General features: G+C 52.6%; 18 protein-coding genes and 1 pseudogene. 14 read left to right on the forward strand and 5 right to left on the reverse strand.

The window, feature by feature from the left end:
- Positions 1 to 29 precede the first annotated feature (29 nt).
- The 4 genes from ACHZBS_RS16410 to ACHZBS_RS16425 all read left to right on the forward strand — a co-directional run bounded on the left by ACHZBS_RS16410 (position 30) and on the right by ACHZBS_RS16425 (position 4,670).
- Positions 30 to 1,553 (forward strand): ABC transporter substrate-binding protein, encoded by a 1,524-nt coding sequence (locus ACHZBS_RS16410; protein ID WP_319407601.1) that lies wholly within the window; start codon positions 30 to 32, stop codon positions 1,551 to 1,553.
- 76 nt (positions 1,554 to 1,629) lie between these two features.
- On the forward strand, positions 1,630 to 2,595 hold the full coding sequence (locus ACHZBS_RS16415; RefSeq protein ID WP_319407602.1) for an ABC transporter permease: 966 nt from the start codon (positions 1,630 to 1,632) through the stop codon (positions 2,593 to 2,595).
- Entirely contained in the window at positions 2,588 to 3,475 is an 888-nt protein-coding gene (locus tag ACHZBS_RS16420) for an ABC transporter permease (RefSeq protein ID WP_319407603.1), read from the forward strand. Before ACHZBS_RS16415 ends, ACHZBS_RS16420 begins: the two co-directional genes overlap by 8 nt.
- Before the next feature lie 43 nt (positions 3,476 to 3,518).
- Positions 3,519 to 4,670 carry a M20 family metallopeptidase gene (locus tag ACHZBS_RS16425; protein ID WP_394708003.1) on the forward strand — a complete coding sequence of 384 codons (1,152 nt, stop codon included), beginning with the start codon at positions 3,519 to 3,521 and terminating at the stop codon, positions 4,668 to 4,670.
- A gap of 184 nt (positions 4,671 to 4,854) precedes the next feature.
- Here ACHZBS_RS16425 and ACHZBS_RS16430 read toward each other — a convergent pair whose 3' ends face one another.
- Genes ACHZBS_RS16430 through ACHZBS_RS16440 form a run of 3 tightly spaced genes read right to left on the reverse strand, consistent with a single transcriptional unit; the run spans position 4,855 to position 7,841 of the window.
- Positions 4,855 to 5,520: a septal ring lytic transglycosylase RlpA family protein gene (locus tag ACHZBS_RS16430; RefSeq protein ID WP_319407605.1), complete on the reverse strand. Its 666-nt coding sequence runs from the start codon at positions 5,518 to 5,520 to the stop codon at positions 4,855 to 4,857.
- 14 nt (positions 5,521 to 5,534) lie between these two features.
- Positions 5,535 to 6,671: a beta-ketoacyl-ACP synthase III gene (locus tag ACHZBS_RS16435; protein ID WP_319407606.1), complete on the reverse strand. Its 1,137-nt coding sequence runs from the start codon at positions 6,669 to 6,671 to the stop codon at positions 5,535 to 5,537.
- Between the two features lie 12 nt (positions 6,672 to 6,683).
- Positions 6,684 to 7,841 carry an aminotransferase class I/II-fold pyridoxal phosphate-dependent enzyme gene (locus tag ACHZBS_RS16440; protein WP_319407607.1) on the reverse strand — a complete coding sequence of 386 codons (1,158 nt, stop codon included), beginning with the start codon at positions 7,839 to 7,841 and terminating at the stop codon, positions 6,684 to 6,686.
- A gap of 100 nt (positions 7,842 to 7,941) precedes the next feature.
- Between ACHZBS_RS16440 and ACHZBS_RS16445 the strand changes: the two genes are divergently transcribed.
- Both ACHZBS_RS16445 and ACHZBS_RS16450 read left to right on the forward strand, forming a co-directional pair.
- A complete protein-coding gene (locus ACHZBS_RS16445) occupies positions 7,942 to 8,286 on the forward strand; it encodes an MTH938/NDUFAF3 family protein (RefSeq protein WP_319407608.1) in 345 nt (114 codons plus the stop codon).
- Between the two features lie 135 nt (positions 8,287 to 8,421).
- Positions 8,422 to 8,682 (forward strand): hypothetical protein, encoded by a 261-nt coding sequence (locus ACHZBS_RS16450; RefSeq protein WP_319407609.1) that lies wholly within the window; start codon positions 8,422 to 8,424, stop codon positions 8,680 to 8,682.
- Between the two features lie 19 nt (positions 8,683 to 8,701).
- Here ACHZBS_RS16450 and lexA read toward each other — a convergent pair whose 3' ends face one another.
- Both lexA and ACHZBS_RS16460 read right to left on the reverse strand, forming a co-directional pair.
- Complete coding sequence (lexA, locus tag ACHZBS_RS16455; RefSeq protein WP_319407610.1) at positions 8,702 to 9,319, reverse strand: transcriptional repressor LexA; 618 nt, start codon at positions 9,317 to 9,319, stop codon at positions 8,702 to 8,704.
- Positions 9,316 to 9,564: pseudogene (locus tag ACHZBS_RS16460) on the reverse strand (tyrosine-type recombinase/integrase); the annotation flags it as partial. The gene lexA and the pseudogene ACHZBS_RS16460, both read right to left, overlap by 4 nt.
- A 118-nt stretch (positions 9,565 to 9,682) precedes the next feature.
- Between ACHZBS_RS16460 and ACHZBS_RS16465 the strand changes: the two are divergent.
- From ACHZBS_RS16465 to ACHZBS_RS16500, 8 genes are all read left to right on the forward strand, one after another.
- Positions 9,683 to 10,585 carry an alpha/beta fold hydrolase gene (locus ACHZBS_RS16465; RefSeq protein WP_319407611.1) on the forward strand — a complete coding sequence of 301 codons (903 nt, stop codon included), beginning with the start codon at positions 9,683 to 9,685 and terminating at the stop codon, positions 10,583 to 10,585.
- Between the two features lie 142 nt (positions 10,586 to 10,727).
- A complete protein-coding gene (locus ACHZBS_RS16470) occupies positions 10,728 to 12,194 on the forward strand; it encodes a pyridoxal-dependent decarboxylase (protein WP_319407612.1) in 1,467 nt (488 codons plus the stop codon).
- A 211-nt stretch (positions 12,195 to 12,405) separates the two neighbouring features.
- Entirely contained in the window at positions 12,406 to 13,062 is a 657-nt protein-coding gene (locus tag ACHZBS_RS16475; RefSeq protein ID WP_319407613.1) for a lysoplasmalogenase, read from the forward strand.
- A 210-nt stretch (positions 13,063 to 13,272) separates the two neighbouring features.
- Positions 13,273 to 14,046: a transporter substrate-binding domain-containing protein gene (locus tag ACHZBS_RS16480; protein ID WP_319407614.1), complete on the forward strand. Its 774-nt coding sequence runs from the start codon at positions 13,273 to 13,275 to the stop codon at positions 14,044 to 14,046.
- A gap of 137 nt (positions 14,047 to 14,183) precedes the next feature.
- A complete protein-coding gene (locus ACHZBS_RS16485) occupies positions 14,184 to 14,867 on the forward strand; it encodes a GAF domain-containing protein (protein WP_319407615.1) in 684 nt (227 codons plus the stop codon).
- 12 nt (positions 14,868 to 14,879) lie between these two features.
- Positions 14,880 to 15,506 carry a methyltransferase domain-containing protein gene (locus ACHZBS_RS16490; protein ID WP_319407616.1) on the forward strand — a complete coding sequence of 209 codons (627 nt, stop codon included), beginning with the start codon at positions 14,880 to 14,882 and terminating at the stop codon, positions 15,504 to 15,506.
- Between the two features lie 40 nt (positions 15,507 to 15,546).
- Positions 15,547 to 15,843: a hypothetical protein gene (locus ACHZBS_RS16495; RefSeq protein WP_394708004.1), complete on the forward strand. Its 297-nt coding sequence runs from the start codon at positions 15,547 to 15,549 to the stop codon at positions 15,841 to 15,843.
- A gap of 122 nt (positions 15,844 to 15,965) precedes the next feature.
- The gene (locus tag ACHZBS_RS16500) at positions 15,966 to 16,703 is read left to right on the forward strand and encodes a transposase (RefSeq protein ID WP_319407617.1); all 738 of its coding nucleotides are present in this window, start codon (positions 15,966 to 15,968) and stop codon (positions 16,701 to 16,703) included.
- Positions 16,704 to 17,048 lie beyond the last annotated feature (345 nt).

A 17,048-nucleotide genomic window follows, 5' to 3' on the forward strand; every position in this document is an offset into this window, starting at 1 on the left:
AACGCAAGTGACAACCTGAAGGAGGCAAGATGAAGAAGACATTATCCATCCTGTTGGCAATGGCGGTCCTGCTGCTCGCAGGCCAGGTCTGGGCCCAGTCGTCGATTGTGGTGGCCCAGGATGATTCACCGCGCATGATGAACCCCCATGGGGATGATTCCGACGCCGGTTTGCAGTATTTCGCCAATTTTTTCGACGGCCTGCTGCAACGCAAAGGTCCGGATGGCATTTTAGCCCCGGCGCTGGCGGTCAAGTGGGAGCGCCAGGACGCCCTGAACTGGAAGTTCTGGCTGCGCAAGGGTGTCACGTTTCACAACGGCAACCCCTTCACGGCCGAAGATGTCAAATTCACCTTCGAACGGTTGTCCAATCCCGAGGTCTCGGAGTTCGTCAACGCGGGTAAATCCATCGACAGCATCACGATCCATGACGATTACACGCTTACCATCAAGACCAAAGAACCCATTCCCTGGTTCATCAACAACCTGCACCAGACCTTCATCATGGACAAGGAAGACACCACCGCGCGCGATCCAGGCGATGTGATGGTGCGTCCCATGGGCACCGGAGCTTACAAATTCGTGGAGTGGGTCAAAGGTTCCTATGTGAAAATGGAGGCCAACGAAAACTACTGGGAAGGCGCGCCGTCCATCAAAAATGTCGAGATCCGTCCCATCACCGAATCCTCCACGCGTTTTGCAGCCCTGGTTTCCGGGCAGGTGGGCATGCTCACCGGCGTTCCGGTGGAACTCTACGACCAGATCAAGAAAAACAATCAGCTTGAGATCGTCAGCAGGCCCGCACGACGTTCGATCTTCCTGGCGCTGGCCAATACGCCCGGTACCCCCATGGCGGACATGCGTGTGCGCCAGGCCATTTACATGGCCATCAACGAAGACGAAATCATCGAGAAAGTGATGCGCGGCCAAGCCTCTCCGGCCGCCCAGATTCCCGATCAGCCAACCATCGGCTACGTTGCCGATCTCAAGCGTCTGCCCTACAATCCGGATAAAGCCAAGCAACTGCTCAAGGAAGCCGGGTACGAGAAAGGCTTTGCCATCACGCTGAGCGGACCCAACGACCGCTACATCCAGGATGCCAAAATCATCGAGGCCGTGGCCAAGTACCTGGCCAAAATCGGCATAACGGTGACCCTGGACGCCAAACCCAAATCGATCTTCTTTCCCGAGGTCAACCAGGGCAAGTTGGAATTCTACCTGATCGGCTGGTTCGACGGCACCTTCGACATGGGCCGCACCTATTCCAAACTGGCCCATTCGCGTGACAAGGAGCGCGGTTTCGGGGAACTCAACGGTGCCGGCTACAGCGATTCAGCAATCGACGAACTGATCGAATCCACGGCAGTCATGCTGGACGCCACGACTCGCGGAAAGGCCCTGCAGGATCTCAATAAAATGGCCATGGTGGACAAGATCATCTGGATTCCACTGCACTACCAGATGGATGTCTATGCCGTGCGCAAGGACAGCAAATTGGCCTTCCAGCCTCGGCCCGACCGCTGGATGGTCTATAAAGAACTATCGCTGAAATAGAAACCCCACCGGAAGGCCGACCCGCCAGACGGCCTTCCGGCCAACTCGACAGATTGTATTCAGCCGGCCGGATGACATGCTGACCTATATCACGCGACGATTCTTGCAGGGCATCGCGGTGCTGCTGGCCGTTTCGATGATCTGCTTCTTCATCTTCCAGTTCATGGGGGATCCGGTCGTCAGAATGGCCGGCCTCTACGCCACCTTCGAGGAGCAGGCAGAAGTGCGCCGGGTCTTCGGACTGGACAAGCCGCTCCACGAGCGTTACGTGCGTTTTGTGTGGAACGCGCTGCAGGGCAACTTCGGCAAATCCTATGTCAGCCGGGTGCCGGCCCTGAACTTGATCGTGGAGCGTTTTCCGGCCACCTTCGAACTGGCCGTGTGCGCCTTGTGCATCGCCTTCACCAGCGGCCTGGGCCTGGGGGTGCTGGTCTCACTTAAACCCTATGCCCTGCGCAATCGATTTATCATGGCCCTCAGCCTGGGGGGCATTTCACTGCCTACCTTTTTAACCGGCATCCTGCTGATCATGATCTTTTCGGTCTTCTGGAATATACTGCCCTCATTCGGCCGCGGGGATACGGTCCAGCTCGGTTTCTGGCGCTCCGGCCTTCTGACCCAGGACGGACTCAAGCACCTGATTCTGCCGTCCCTGACCCTGGCCAGCTATCAGCTGGCGGTTCTGCTTCGTCTGACCCGCGCCGGCATGCGCGAAGTACTGACCCAGGAGTACATCAAGACCGCCTGGGCCAAAGGCCTGCCGCCGCGCACCGTGGTACTCAAGCACGCCCTGCGCAATGTGATGATCCCCGTGGTCACCATCACCGGTCTGCAGTTCGGCGAACTTTTGGCCTTTTCCATCGTCACCGAGACGATCTTCCAGTGGCCGGGCATGGGCAACCTGCTGCTGACCTCGATCTACGAGAACGATCAGCCCGTAATCGTCACCTATATCATGCTGGCCGCGGCCATCATCATCACGCTGAACATGGTGGTGGATATCCTCTACGCCCTGCTGAATCCCAAGATCCGTTATGACTGAACGCCGCATCACATCGCGTCTGCTGTGGAACTACCTGCACGACCTGTCGGCCCTGGCGGGCAGCGCCTTATTGCTGCTCTTCATCACGGCCGCACTGGCCGCACCCTGGATTACGCCGCAAAATCCCTATGACCTGACCACCCTCAGCCTGGAGCATTTCCTCACGCCGCCGGTGTGGATGGAGGGCGGCACCTGGCCTTTCCTGCTGGGCACCGACGACCAGGGCCGCGACATCCTCAGCACCATCATCTACGGCTGCCGCACCTCGCTGATCGTCGGCTTTTCCGTCGTGCTCATTTCCGGCGCTCTGGGCGTCCTGATCGGCCTTTTGGCCGGTTTTTACGGCCGCTGGCTGGACATCGCCACCATGCGCCTGGCCGATACCGTCTTCTCCTTCTCCACCACCCTGCTGGCTTTTTTGCTGCTGGGCATCTTCAAGCACGGCGGAATTCCCGTGGTCATTCTGGCGATCTGCATCGCCGACTGGGTGCGCTATGCGCGCACCATGCGCGGCAGCGTGCTGGAAGTCAAACAGGAAGCCTACATCCTGGCGGCCCGCGCCGCCGGTGCCGGCAACCTGCGCATCATGTTACGCCACATTTTGCCCAATTCCCTGACCCCCATCTTCGTGGTGGTGGCCGTGGACCTGGCCGTGGTCATCATGCTCGAAGCCACCCTGAGCTTCCTGGGTGTGGGCGTGCCGCTTACCGAACCGAGCCTGGGCATGATGATCGCCATCGGCAAGAACTACATCTATGCCGGCATGTGGTGGATGATCCTCTTTCCGGGAATCACCCTGGTTCTTCTGGTGGTCGGCATCAACCTGTTTGCCGACTGGCTTCGGGAAGAGTTGAACCCCAAGATTGAACGCAAGGGATAGCGTTTTTGAGGCTGAACGTCGAACGCCCATGATCGAGACGGCAATGCAACCTTTCATCACCGGCAGGGTTGGCGATTTTATCGACGACCTGGAGACACTCGTCAATATCGACAGCAGCAGCGACAACATTCCCGGCATTGCCGCCGTGGCGGGTTTTTTGGGCAAACGGCTGGAGGCGATCGGTTTTACTGTGAGCCTGGAAAGGGTAGGGGGCAGGGGCGTTCCCTGTCTGCATGCCAGCAACGGGCCTGAGGGCCGGCCTTTCGACATCCTGTTTCTGGGGCATATGGACACGGTCTTTCCGACGGGCGAAGTGGACAGACGACCGTTCAACACAGACGGTGACCGGGCCACCGGTCCCGGCGTTTGCGATATGAAAGGCGGCTTGCTGGTGGCCCTGCATGTGCTTGAAGCCCTTTCCCACGAGGGTGTGCTTAACCAACTGACGATCGGTGTGTGCTTCAACGGCGATGAGGAAGTGGGCTCGGTTTCGTCCAGGGCATGGATCGAAAACCATGCCCGCAACAGCCAACGGGTTTTCGTTTTCGAACCCTGCCGGCCGGGACACCGGTTCGTCCTGCAACGAAAGGGGGGCGGCGGCTTTACGATCAAGGCCAGAGGCAGATCGGCCCATGCAGGAGTTGAGCCGGAGAAGGGGGCTAACGCCGCCGTGGAGATCGCCCATCAAGTCGTGGCTATTCAACGATTCAACAACCACGCTGCCGCCGGCATCTCTGCCCATGTCACGGTTATCGGCGGAGGTGAGAAAACCAACATCATTCCGGACCAGGCGCGGGCTTCGGTGGATATCCGCGTAGGTCGCAAAAGTGAAGTGGCCCCGGTCGAGGCTTTTTTTAAGTCGCTGCCCGCGCACACCCATGTACCGGGGGTTACCCTATCGGTCAGCGGTGGTGTCAACCGGCCGCCTATGGAAGCAGATGACCGGACCCTGGAGCTGTGGAAAGTGATCAAGGAGAAGGCCGCGGGGATGGGATTGACCATCGAATCCATTGCCACCGGTGGCTGCTCGGACGGCAACTTCTCTTCCGCTTTAGGGGTACCCACCATCGACGGCATGGGGCCGGTGGGCGGCAATGCCCACTGTCAGGACGAATATGTGGAGTTGGGCAGCGTCGTCCCCCAGATCCAACTCATTGCTTCTGTCTGCAAAGTAATTGCCCAAGAAAAGGCGTGAAGATGTTTACGCCGCAGAATTGGCTTACACGGTGGAACGGTTTCCAGCCGGGATTGGTGAGTGGAATTTGAGAAATCCGATCACGGCGGGAAGTCGCTCCTACGGCTCCTGAGTGCGGATTCCGTAATTTCGATTCTTTGACCTGTCCATGCGTCGGCGCGCTCTTCAAATACTGCCAGCGCCATCACCCTTCCAGGTCGACCGCCTCCACCAGCACCCGGGCCGTTCCCTGTTCATAGAAACCCAGTTTTTTGGCAGCACCGGCGCTCAAGTCGATCATCCGTCCTTCGACAAATGGCCCCCGGTCGTTGACGCGCACGATGATGCTGCGACGGTTGGACAGGTTGGTCACCCGCACGAACATGGGCAGGGGCAGGTGCTTGTGGGCGGCGCTCAGGCCGTCCGGGTTGAAGGCTTCGCCGTTGGCGGTCATGTGGCCGCCCCGCTGCCGGTAGGTTTCATTTCCGTACCAGGAGGCGATTCCTTTTTCGCGGTAGGTCTGCGCCTGCGCCACTGTCATGGGCACATAGCGCTTGCCCCGGACCACGTAGGGCGAGGCCTTGACGCGGTTCTGGGCGATGGCTTCCTTGGGCGACAGGCCGTCGATGGTGTCGATGTCGTCGTGGGTCAGGGGCCAGGAAAGCGGGGCGGTGATCACGTCAAAGGTGAACCCGCCGACGGTATAAACGGTACTGCCGGCGAATTTGGTCACCTTGTAGGCCAGGACCACGGTGCCCTTGGTCAGCCGGTACGTGGTTTTCACCACACCGCAGGCCGACAAAAAGAGAACGACCGGGGCCAGCAGCGCCGCCCACAGGCGTAATGGCTGTTTGCTTTTCCGCTCAGGCATTATTCAAGTCATGATTACCGTTTTCGAACCACGAGGCTGCCGATGGAATAGCCCGCACCGAAAGAGCAGATGACACCATGGTCGCCGGGTTTCAGGTCCTGGTGGTAAAGGTGAAAGGCGATCAAGGAACCGGCCGAGGCGGTGTTGGCGTACCGGTCCAGCACGATGGGCGCTTCATCGAAGGTGGCCTCGCGCCCCAGCAGCTTGCCGCCGATATGCTGGTTCATGTTGATATTGGCCTGGTGAAGCCACCAGCGTTTGATGTCGGGCACGTTCAGTCCATGCTCGGAGATATGGTCCGTCAAATGCTGAATGGCCATGGGGCAGACTTCTTTGAATACCCGGCGTCCGTTCTGATGAAACAGTTTGTCGGTGCCGAACGGGTCCACATCGTTAGCCCGGCTGACATAGCCGAAGTTGGAGCGCACATGGCTGGAGAACTTGGTTTTGGCCCGGGTGCCGAGGATGTCGTAGCCGTGCGGCGCCGTGCAGGTGTCGGCACGCTCGACAACCGCTGCCGTGGCCACGTCGCCGAAGATGAAGTGGCTGTCCCGATCACAGAAATTGACCTGGGGCGAGGTCAGTTCCGGGTTGATGGTCAGCACGCAGCGGGCCGTTCCGGCTGCGACCATTTCATAGGCGCGGTGCAGGGCAAAGGTGGCCGCCGAGCAGGCCACCAGCATGTCGAAACCGAAGCCATCGATGCCTAAAGCCTCCTGCACCTCGATGGCAATGGCGGGATAGGACCGCTGGGTGTAGGCGCAGGAGACGATGACCGCATCGATGCCGGCGGCCGTCTTGCCGGCGACCGCCATGGCCTGTCGGGCGGCACGGACGGCTATTTCCGCCTGGTCGGAAAGGGCGTCATCCGGCCGTTCGGGGATGAACGGACGCATGCGGTCCACATCCAGGATGCCTTCTTTGATATACGCATAGCGCTGCTTGATGCCGGAGGCTTTTTCAATGAATTCCGATGAACTTTGCGGTTTCTCTTCCATCTTGCCTGCCGCGATGGCGTCGGCATGCCGGGCGTTATAGCGGTTGGCCCATTCGTTGTAAGCGGCAACCAGTTCGTCGTTGGTGATGATATGGTCGGGGGTCCACAGGCCGCTGCCGCTGATGACAACCGTGGGCGGTTTTGCTGATGCCATGGCGATCCTTTGCTATTTTTTCAATGCGTTTTCAAAATCGTCGATCAGATCCCGGGTATCTTCGATGCCCACGGAAAGGCGAATCAGGGAGTCGGTAATGCCTGCGGCCTGCCGCTCTCCGGCGCTCATGCCGGCATGGGACGTGGTGGCCGGCCGGGTAATCAGGGTCTCCACGCCGCCCAGGCTGGGTGCCACGATGGGAACGGTGACCCGCTGCATGAATCGTTCGGCGGCTTCGAGGCCGCCTTTCAATTCGAAGCTGACCATGCCGCCGAAGCCCTCCAGCAGTTCCCTGGCCCGGCCATGACCGGGTTGGTCGGGCAGGCCGGGGTAGTTGACCCGGTCGACGGCGGGATGGGCAACGAGGGCTTCGGCGATGGCCAGGGCGCTGCGGTTCTGGTACCGAACCCGCAGGGCCAGGGTTTTCATCCCCCGGTGCAGGAGAAAACAGGCGTGGGGATCCAGGCTTCCGCCTAAGTGGATGAGCTTGTGGGCAATCTTTTTCAGCAGCGTGTCCTTGCCGATGACCGCCCCGGCCACGATGTCCGAATGCCCGTTGAGATATTTGGTGCAGCTGTGCAGGGAGATGTCGTATCCCCATTCGGCCGGCCGGAAATTGACCGGCGTGGCGAAGGTGTTGTCGATCATGGCGATCAGGCCGTTGGCCCCGGCAAACGCGGCCAGGGCTTTCAGGTCGCCTACCTGAAGCAGCGGGTTGGTGATGGTTTCCACATACAGGCCCCGGGTGTTGGGCTTGAGTTTGGACGCCCAGGATGCGGGGTCATCCGCGTCGATGAAATCGAACTGAAAACCCAGCGGGACAAAATCCGAGACGATGAAATCCTGGGTGCCGCCATACAGGCAATCCTGCACCAGGATGTGGTCGCCGGGGGAGAAGAGGGCCAGCAGGGTCGTGGAGATGGCCGCCATGCCGCTGGCCATCACCAAGGCGGCCTCGGCATTTTCGAGGGCCGCCAGTTTCTTGTGAAGCACCTCGTGGTTGGGGGTGTTGTTCATGCGGATGTATTTCAGTTCGTCATAGCTGGACTGACCGGCGTATTCGTAGGTGGACGACTGGAACACCGGCAGACTCACGGCTCCGCAGATTCTTTTTTCGGGCTCCCCGGCATGGATCAACCGGGTGTCGATGTGATGGGTTTCATGGATCATGGCGGCTCCTTTGATTTTCCGACCGGTTGAAAAGTCCTGTTTGATCGTTACTTTCTTTCAATCAGGATGCCATATTTAGCATGTTTTCAGCGGAGAAACCATGATCGAATCCACCGCATTCGGCACCATGACCATAGACGGCCGGACCTATACCTCCGATCTGTTCATTTTCCCCGACGGGCGCGTGAAGGACGGCTGGTGGCGGCAGCGTGGCCACGCCCTGCACGTAGACGACATCCTGGCGCTCATCGACGCCGCCCCGCAATTGATCGTGGCCGGAACGGGCACCCGCGGACGCATGCGACCGGATGCGGATCTTTCTTCGTTTCTTGCGGAAAGGGGAATCGACTTGATTGCCGAACCCAATCCGCGCGCCGTGGAGATATACAATCGTAAACGCGCACAGGGATTGAAAGTGGGTGCCTGCTTTCACCTGACCTGCTGATGCTTTTGCCGGTACCGACGGTTTTGTGGCTAATAAAGCGGTAACGCCTGTCAGGACGGAGCGCAGCGATATCCGGTTTCACGTTGGAGCGGCTTCCAGCCGCAATAAGGCGGTTTTTCAATGCCGAGGGATCACATGTCGAAAACGAAAAGCACAAGCGATTTTGAAATGGTCCTGGAAGTTCACAATGCCGGTGATCGTGTCTTTCTCAGGTCCATCCTGGATGCGGAATCAATCGACTACTTCATTATAGGAGAGACGGTTGCACCCTATATCTTCAATTCCGTGCCCATGCGGCTCATGGTCAGGAAAGCGCAGGCTGAGCAGGTCCGAGAACTTTTGAAGAACTTTTCACAAGCCCATGCGTATGGCGGCTTGAAGCGGATGCTCGACTGATCCCGAGTACGGCAAGGTTTCAACACCGGCGAACAACTCCCACCAGCTTGCCGACAATCGCCACGCGTTTACGTTGGGGTCCCTTGAATACCAGCGGCGCGTAAGCGCTGTTGGCCGGAACGAGCGACATCGAATGCTGGTCGCGGTGGACGATTTTCAAGGTCGCTTCCGGCAGCGTCCCTTCCACCGTCACCGCCGCGATTTCACCGTTTTCCACCTGCCGCTGAGGGCGAATGATGGCCAGGTCCCCGTCCAGGATATGGGCCTCGATCATGGAATCCCCATTGATATGCAAACCAAAGCAATTATCGCAGCCGAATGTGATGGGGGATATGGCCAGCTCCTCTTCGAAGTTCTCGATTGCCTCCAGGGGGACGCCGGCGGCAATGGTGCCGACCAGGGGAATGCCCTTGCCCGTGTTTTCCTTGCTGAACCGCCAGGAGCGTTTTTTGCCCGGTTCGGCCAGAATGTACCCCTTGTCCTTGAGAAAGTTCAGGATTCGGTGGATGCCGGCCGGACCGCTCAGGCCCAGGTGGGCGCAGATTTCCCGTACGGTTGGCGCCATGCGGTGTTCCTGCTGGAAGGCGACGACGTATTCCAGCACGCTTACCTGGCGAGGAGTAAGATCGGAGGTCATGGCTGGTTCCCCGATTGATTTTGAAAAAGCATGTCGCTGGGGCTCTGTACACCTTTGCCGCCCTTGTTCAGGACATGGGTGTAAATCATGGTTGTGGACACGTCCTTGTGGCCCAGGAGTTCCTGCACCGTGCGGATGTCGTAGCCCGATTCGAGCAGATGGGTGGCGAAGCTGTGGCGCAGGGAATGGCAGCTGCCGGCCTTGGCGATTCCGCTTTTGCGAATGGCCTTTTTTACTGCCCGCTGCGGTACGGACTCGGAAATTCAGCTAACAAAACCATGCACCAGAAAACAAACCCGCCGCTTCGCTTTGGGTTTGTTTCCGGTGATGGTATCGTTGGGCGTTAATGACAAGGATTGAGAGATGATAAAAGAAATCGAATTTCTATCCGAAGGGGCAACCATTAGGGGACTTCTTTTCCTGCCTGAGACGAAGCCCGGTAAACTACCAATTGTGGTTATGGCTCATGGAACATCGGCCACGATTTACATGGTCGCTGACAAATATGCAAATGCCTTCTGTCGGTCCGGCTTGGCGGTCCTGCTATACGATCACCGCAACTTCGGACGAAGCGGGGGTGAACCGCGGCAGGAAATTAATCCATGGATTCAGTGCCGCGGCTACCGTGACGCAATTAATTTCGCTGTCACTCTCGAAGATGTTGATAAAAACAGGATTGCACTGTGGGGCGACAGTTTCACGGGCGGGCAGGTAGTTGTGGTCGGTGCAATAGACCAACGGGTTAAGGCTATCGTTGCGCAGTGCCCAGTGTTCGGCGAGAAGCCACCGCCAGTGGAGTCGACCAGAGACAACTTCAAGATCTTTAGCGACATTTTCTCACATGGAAGTGTTCAAAGATCACCTGAAACAACCACAGGGCCAATTCCAGTGGTCTCCTTTGATCAGGTTGGAACACCCTCATTGCTCGAACCGATTCAAGCATTTCGCTGGTTTATCGACTATGGGGGCCGCCATGGAACCAATTGGGTCAATAATGTGACGAGAGTAATTCCGGCGACTTCGGTTCCTTACCACCCGATCCTTTGCGCACCATTTGTCAAGGCACCAACGCTATTGATGGTTGCCCCTGAAGACGAGATGGTGCACGCGAACTATTCCGTCGCGAGACAGGCTTTCGAACTTCTTTCCGGCCCCAAACAGTGGTATGATATAGCTGGTGGGCATTTCGGCCTACTTTACTATCCTGGAGAACTGTACGAAGAGGCAAGCAGGGTGCAGACGCAGTTCTTGCAAAAATGGCTTTAAGGCGTCGCCCAACCAATCGCTTAACCTGACCGGGAAAATATCGCGGTTTTACGTAAAGGCCAGTGTTAGTGCGAACTTTATGTAGCCGGCAGGTTACCTCAACCGTTAGGCTACTTTTTTATAGGTACACAAGGAGATTAACATGAATATTGAAGAGCATTATGAAACACTTGATCCGAAGGACTGGGACAAGATGCGTACGTTGGCACATCGAATGGTCGATGATGCCATCACTTATCTTGAAACCGTTCGCGAACGTCCAGTTTGGCAACCGGTTCCAGCTGATGTAGCAGCTCACTTCGATGAGCCAGCCCCCAACAACCCTACTGACGCTGATGTCGTATATCAGGAGTTTTTAGAGACTGTGTTTCCTTATCCAATGGGAAATATTCATCCGCGCTTTTGGGCGTGGTATATGGGTAATGGCACAATATTCGGTGCTCTTGCTGATTTTATGGCGTCGATCATGAATCCAAATCTTGGCGGAGGCAATCATGCGGCTAACCTGGTTGAAGGACAAGTGGTTGATTGGATCAAGGCAATGCTCGACTTTCCGTCAAATTCGAGTGGTCTGCTGGTAAGCGGCGGTTCCATGGCTAATTTTGTCGGACTAGCTGTCGCTCGGAATGCCAAAGCAGGATTCAATGTCCGAGAACTGGGGATGCAAGCGGCTCAGCAGCAATTAACCGTATATGCATCGACTGAGGTACACAGTTGTAACCAAAAGGCGGTCGAATTGCTTGGATTAGGCAACCAAAGTTTTCGAAGAATACCCGTCAATGATGATTTTACAATTGACCTAAATGCACTGGAAGCAACCATAGCCGCTGACCGCCAAGCAGGTTGCTTACCTATTTGCATCATCGGAAGTTCTGGTACCGTTAATACCGGGGCAATTGATGATTTGAACGCTATCGCTGACATATGCAAGCGCGAAAGACTTTGGTTTCATGTCGATGGCGCTATCGGGGCGATCGCCGTTCTCGCAGAGAATGTGAAACCACAACTTTGTGGAATTGAAAGAGCGGATTCGGTTGCGCTTGATCTTCATAAATGGATGCATATTCCATTTGAGGCAGGGTGTGTCCTTGTGCGCCATGAAGATGCTCATCGAAACACCTTTTCCCTGACCCCGGAATATCTTGAACATGAAATGCGTGGTCTGGCAGCAGGACGCCTCTGGTTCACTGACTATGGTCTGCAATTGTCACGTCAGTTTCGCGCGCTTAAAGTTTGGATGTCTATCAAAGAGCATGGTCTTGACCGATTTGGGCGCATGATCGCACGAAATGTTGAACAAGCCCATTACTTTGGTAAGTTGGTGGAGAAAGAACCGGATATGGAACTATTAGCACCCATCGGCATGGATATTGTTTGCTTTCGCTTCAATCCGGGTGGGCTGGAGGAAGAGACCCTTAATACAATAAACAAAGAGATTCTAATGCGACTACAGGAACGAGGTATTGCCGCGCCATCTTACACAACGTTACACGGTCGATATTGTTTGCGCATCGCCATAGCAAATCATCGCAGCACACAAGATGATTTTGATGTGCTTGCGAAAAAAGTCGTTTGGATTGGTCAGGAGTTGACGACACAATCTCATTGATCTGCACAAAGTAAAGTAGGAAAACAAAGCACACCCGTACGCCTAACCCCGCGTGGTGCTGACCGTGCTGGCGCACGAGGGTAAGCGTGGCGTTTTTCGGGCATTCAACCGGGGCAAAACTGCATTTCAGCCCACGCCGCCCGGCAGCACACGCCCCCGTTATAGTGATCAAAGGGGTCAAGTCTGCCTTTGCTTGGAGTAAAACTAAAAAATGACCGGAACAAGCAAAATCTTTTATCTTATATTTTTCAGTTTTGCCGTGATCTTTATTGCCACGTTACATATGCGACCATATCCCTTTGTCTATCTCGTGAAGGCGGTGCCGATCTATAGCCTGGCGGTATTGGCCTTTTTGAACATTGCCGGATTACGCGGCAAACTGATAGGGTTGGGTCTTATTTTTTCCGGGGTCGGCGATATCGTGTTAGAGCTTGAAGGTGATTCGCTTTTTGCCACGGGACTTGGGGCCTTTTTAGTGGCTCATCTGTTTTATATCGCCGCTTTCACGAAGAGCATCCAGTTTAAAGGCCCGCGTGGCATGGTTGCCGCAACCATTATGGTTTATGGCTGTTTAATAGGATTTGTCATGATACCGAACTTAGGTGATATGCTTGTGCCGGTTGTGGCTTATCTGCTGGTTATTGTGGCCATGGGGGTATTGGCTGCATTAAGCGGCGTCAACCATTGGTTGGTGGTTGCGGGTGCCTGCCTGTTTATTGCCTCCGATTCCCTAATCGCCGTCAACCGTTTTATTGCTCCTGTGCCCAACTCCAGCATATTAATTATGGTGACCTATTACCCAGCTCAGTTTTTAATAACAACCGGTGCATCGCTGCATGGATTCGGCTCTGAAATATGGATAGGGTGATGGTTATAGGTATTGCCCTGTATGCAACGATGGAAAAGCGAAATTATGCAGAAACTGCGAAGGTATTTTCACCCCTGCATAGTCAATAAACTTATATAAGAGGTTATAACCTCGCGCTGGTGTGGGACGGCTCGTACCTCGCCGCCCCACAGCTCAGCGTTATGTGCTTAATAATTTGTTCAAAAATACCTAACATAAATGGATAATATCATGAAAAATATCAGAATATTAATGTTGATATTATCTACAATATATTTCCAGAGTATATCCATATATGCTTTTGCAGATGAATATATCCGTTTTGTAGGGATAGCTGACCAGATTCCCTATTCATTTGAAGAGAATGGAAAGATAACAGGAATTGATTACGACTTTTTTTCAGAGATTTCAAAACGACTCGGATTTACTGCAAGGATAGATTTAGTTCCTTTTATAAGAGGACTAAATTATATGAAAAATGGAACGGCTGACGGAATTCTCCAAATATATTATAAAAAAGAAAGGGAAGATTTTTTAATATATTCTGAATTTCCAATTCATTATTCAAGCATTAATATTTTTGTAAAAAAAGGAAGTGAATTTATCTATAATAATATTGAGGATTTATATGGAAAAAAAGTTGGTAATCATTCCGGTTTTTTTGTTTCTAATGAATTTATGCAGGCTGCTAAAGAAAAAAAAATATTATTAGAGGAAGCAAGAACGACTGAAATGAACCTTATGAAACTGGAATCAGGGAGAATAGACTGTTTTGTTGCAAATCCTGACACAGTTCTATTTAATATTAAAAAATTCGGCTTTACGGGAAAAATGGTAGGATTGCCTACGCCACTGGTACCTAAAAAAGAAGTCTATTTAGGGTTAAGTAAAAATAGTAAAAATGTAAAAAATAAGCATGATTTCATAAAAAGTATTAATATTGTTATGAAAGAAATTATTGAAGATGGGACCTATGAAAGGATACTGAATAAATATTTGAAATAAATTGTTGCATCACGCGCATAACCCGGCATTGAAATCGGACGCAAAAGATTTTCGTTCGCTGCGCTCCCTCCAACCTTTTGCGCCGGTTAGTTTAGCGTTATGCCAATTACTACTGGTACTATTACATGGTGGTGAATATGAAAAATATGGATGCAAACCCTTTCAATCGTAAAACGCTTACCGAAGACGTTTTGCATGAATGGCAGAAAATGCTTAATGATACGGCTGCGATCTTTGGTGTTCCTGCTGGGCTAATCACCCGTGTTGACGGTAAGGGAATTGAAATCCTCCTTTCCAGTGAAGCTGATGACAATCCCTATCCCGCAGGGTTCGCCGCGCAGTATCCTAATTCTGGATGGTACTGCGAGCACACTCTGAAGAGCAGAAGGCTTAATCTAATTCCAAATGCACTCCAAGATTCTAATTGGAAAGACAATCCTGCTGCCGTCGAACTGCACATGATCTCTTACATAGGGGTGCCTATAAATCGCCCCGATGGAGGACAGTTCGGAACAGTATGTTTCATAGACAACAAGCAGAATGTTCATAATAAATTGCACATCAGACTGATCGAACAGATCAAGAGAATGGTTGAATTGTCCCTTCGCATCATTTTTGCCCAAGGGGAGATAGACCGCCGAGATCGCTTGCTCGATGATTTGAGTAAGATTTATCCGATATGCAGTTATTGCAAGAAAGTCAGAGAGAAAACAGGCGAGTGGGTCTCGGTAGAAAAATATGTCCTTGATATCTCAGGCGCTATGCCCTCGCATGGGGTCTGCCCACAGTGCTACGAAAGGGAAATGAACAAGTTTGCATAACCAGTCACTGGTGTGGACGCAAAAATCAGCGCCGCACACTTCAATCGTTATATGTCTAAGAAAACATCTACTCATTGCCAAAATAGTATTTCAGGAAAAGGCGTATTTCCACCTCGATATGCCTTTACCTTATTAATCCCTTTTCGAAATCTGTTCCTTTCTCCTAAAAAATTAATTCATAGGCTAGAACTTAAAGAAAACTTCAATGTCTTAGAAATTGGGCCTGGGCCTGGCTATTTCAGTCCACATATAGCAAGGAAAATTCCAAACGGTAAGCTTGTTCTTCTTGATATCCAAGAAGAAATGCTAAACTTTGCAAAAAAGCGCCTTCAAAAACGAAAAATTAATAATGTAGTTTATCTCTTAACGAGTGGATCAAACTTCGACATTGATTCTCATTTTTTTGATAGAGTTTTTATGGTAACTGTCATTGGAGAGGTGGAAAATAAAGAAAAATACTTACAAGAAATTCATAGAGTCATGAAGATGAATGGCATTCTCTCAATATCTGAATTAGCAGGAGACCCTGATAAACTCGATATTAATGAGCTTCAATCACTTGTCACGAAATTTGGATTCAAAACAAAGAAAATATTTGGTAATAAACGAAATTATACAATCAATTTCAATAAGATATAAATATTCATATAACCAGACGTTTATGCTTACAAAAATATAAATGAAGAACGTTGAAATACATCTTAAATGCGATTCTGAATCTGCATTGCGTATTATCAAGGATCTAACAGATACTGCTTCGATTATACGCATTCTCAGAATAATGAAAGATCCATGGTTTTGGGGAACAATCGAAAATAATCAGATTAAAATTTGGCCCAAAGGACCGAACAAGAATATCTCATCCGCTTATATTACAGGGCAAATTGATGAAACTGATGGAGGGTCCATTTTAATCGGAAAGATCGTAAATAATCCAATTTTCAGAATCCCCGCATGGCTACTTGCTATGGGTTAAAAGGGGTCGCACCAAATTAACCAATTGACATAATAGAAAAAAGTATGTAATAGGGGCCTAAGAAATACCCTTAGCCCATCTATTTTGATGTCGAAAACCATCTTTTAAGCAGAAATGGGTTCATGGCACGCGCATACCGACACTTTATTCCGGGGTATGTCTGGCATATTACTCACCGTTGCCATCGCCGGGAGTTTTTGCTCAAGTTCGCCAAAGACCGCTCCCGATGGATGGAACTACTTTTCGAAGCCAAACGACGTTATCGTTTATCCATTCTCAACTTCATCGTCACCTCCAATCATATCCATTTGATCGTAGCCTCTCCAAAAAACCCGGAGTCGATTCCCAAGGCCATGCAGTTGGTCGCCGGCCGAACGGCCCAGGAGTACAATCGGCGCAAGGGCCGCAAAGGCGCTTTCTGGCAGGATCGCTATCATGCCACGGTCATCGAAACCGGAAAGCATCTTTGGCGCTGTCTGGTATACGTGGATTTGAACATGGTCCGTGCCGGAGTGGTGAAGCATCCGTGCGAATGGAAGTGGAGTGGATATCACGAGATCCAGCAACCCAAGGAGCGTTATCGCCTGATCGATCATGAGACGTTGCGGGAACTGCTGCATGTGGATTCCAATACCGACTTGGCATTAACCCACCATAGATGGATTTCCAGTCAGTTGAAATGTGCCCCTGAGCGTGAGGAGCAATACAGCAAAAGCATTGCCATCGGTAGCCAATCATTTGTTGAGTCCGTGCAAGCGAAGATGGGCATCAAAGCTATCGGCCGGAGGGCTCGAAAAAATATTGGTGACAGGTATCAACTCCGTGAGACAGTGGAGAAATATGGGGATGAGACGTCGTGAAATTTAACCCTGCGAATTGATGGCATCCGATTTGTAGTGCAGAATATCCTTAGAATGGATTTTTGGGGTAAAAATGGAACGTTTAAGCAGGTAAAAAGCGGGCGAAAGCAACTATAATGTAATAATTATGGTACGTTAATTTGGTGCGACCCCCAGCGGTCGGACCCCCAGCGGTCGCAAAACCAAGGCCCGCGTCAAGATTGCTGCAAAAATGCTGGTGATAGCCTGGACAATGCTGAAAAAGAGCGAACCGTTCAATCCAAACCATCTTATGGCAGAGCCCGTTCATCTCCGTGGAAACATCGATTTCGGGAGGGACAATCCGGGGCCTGCCATTCCCATGGC

The sequence above is a fragment of the uncultured Desulfosarcina sp. genome (assembly GCF_963664155.2).
Lineage (GTDB): Bacteria > Desulfobacterota > Desulfobacteria > Desulfobacterales > Desulfosarcinaceae > Desulfosarcina.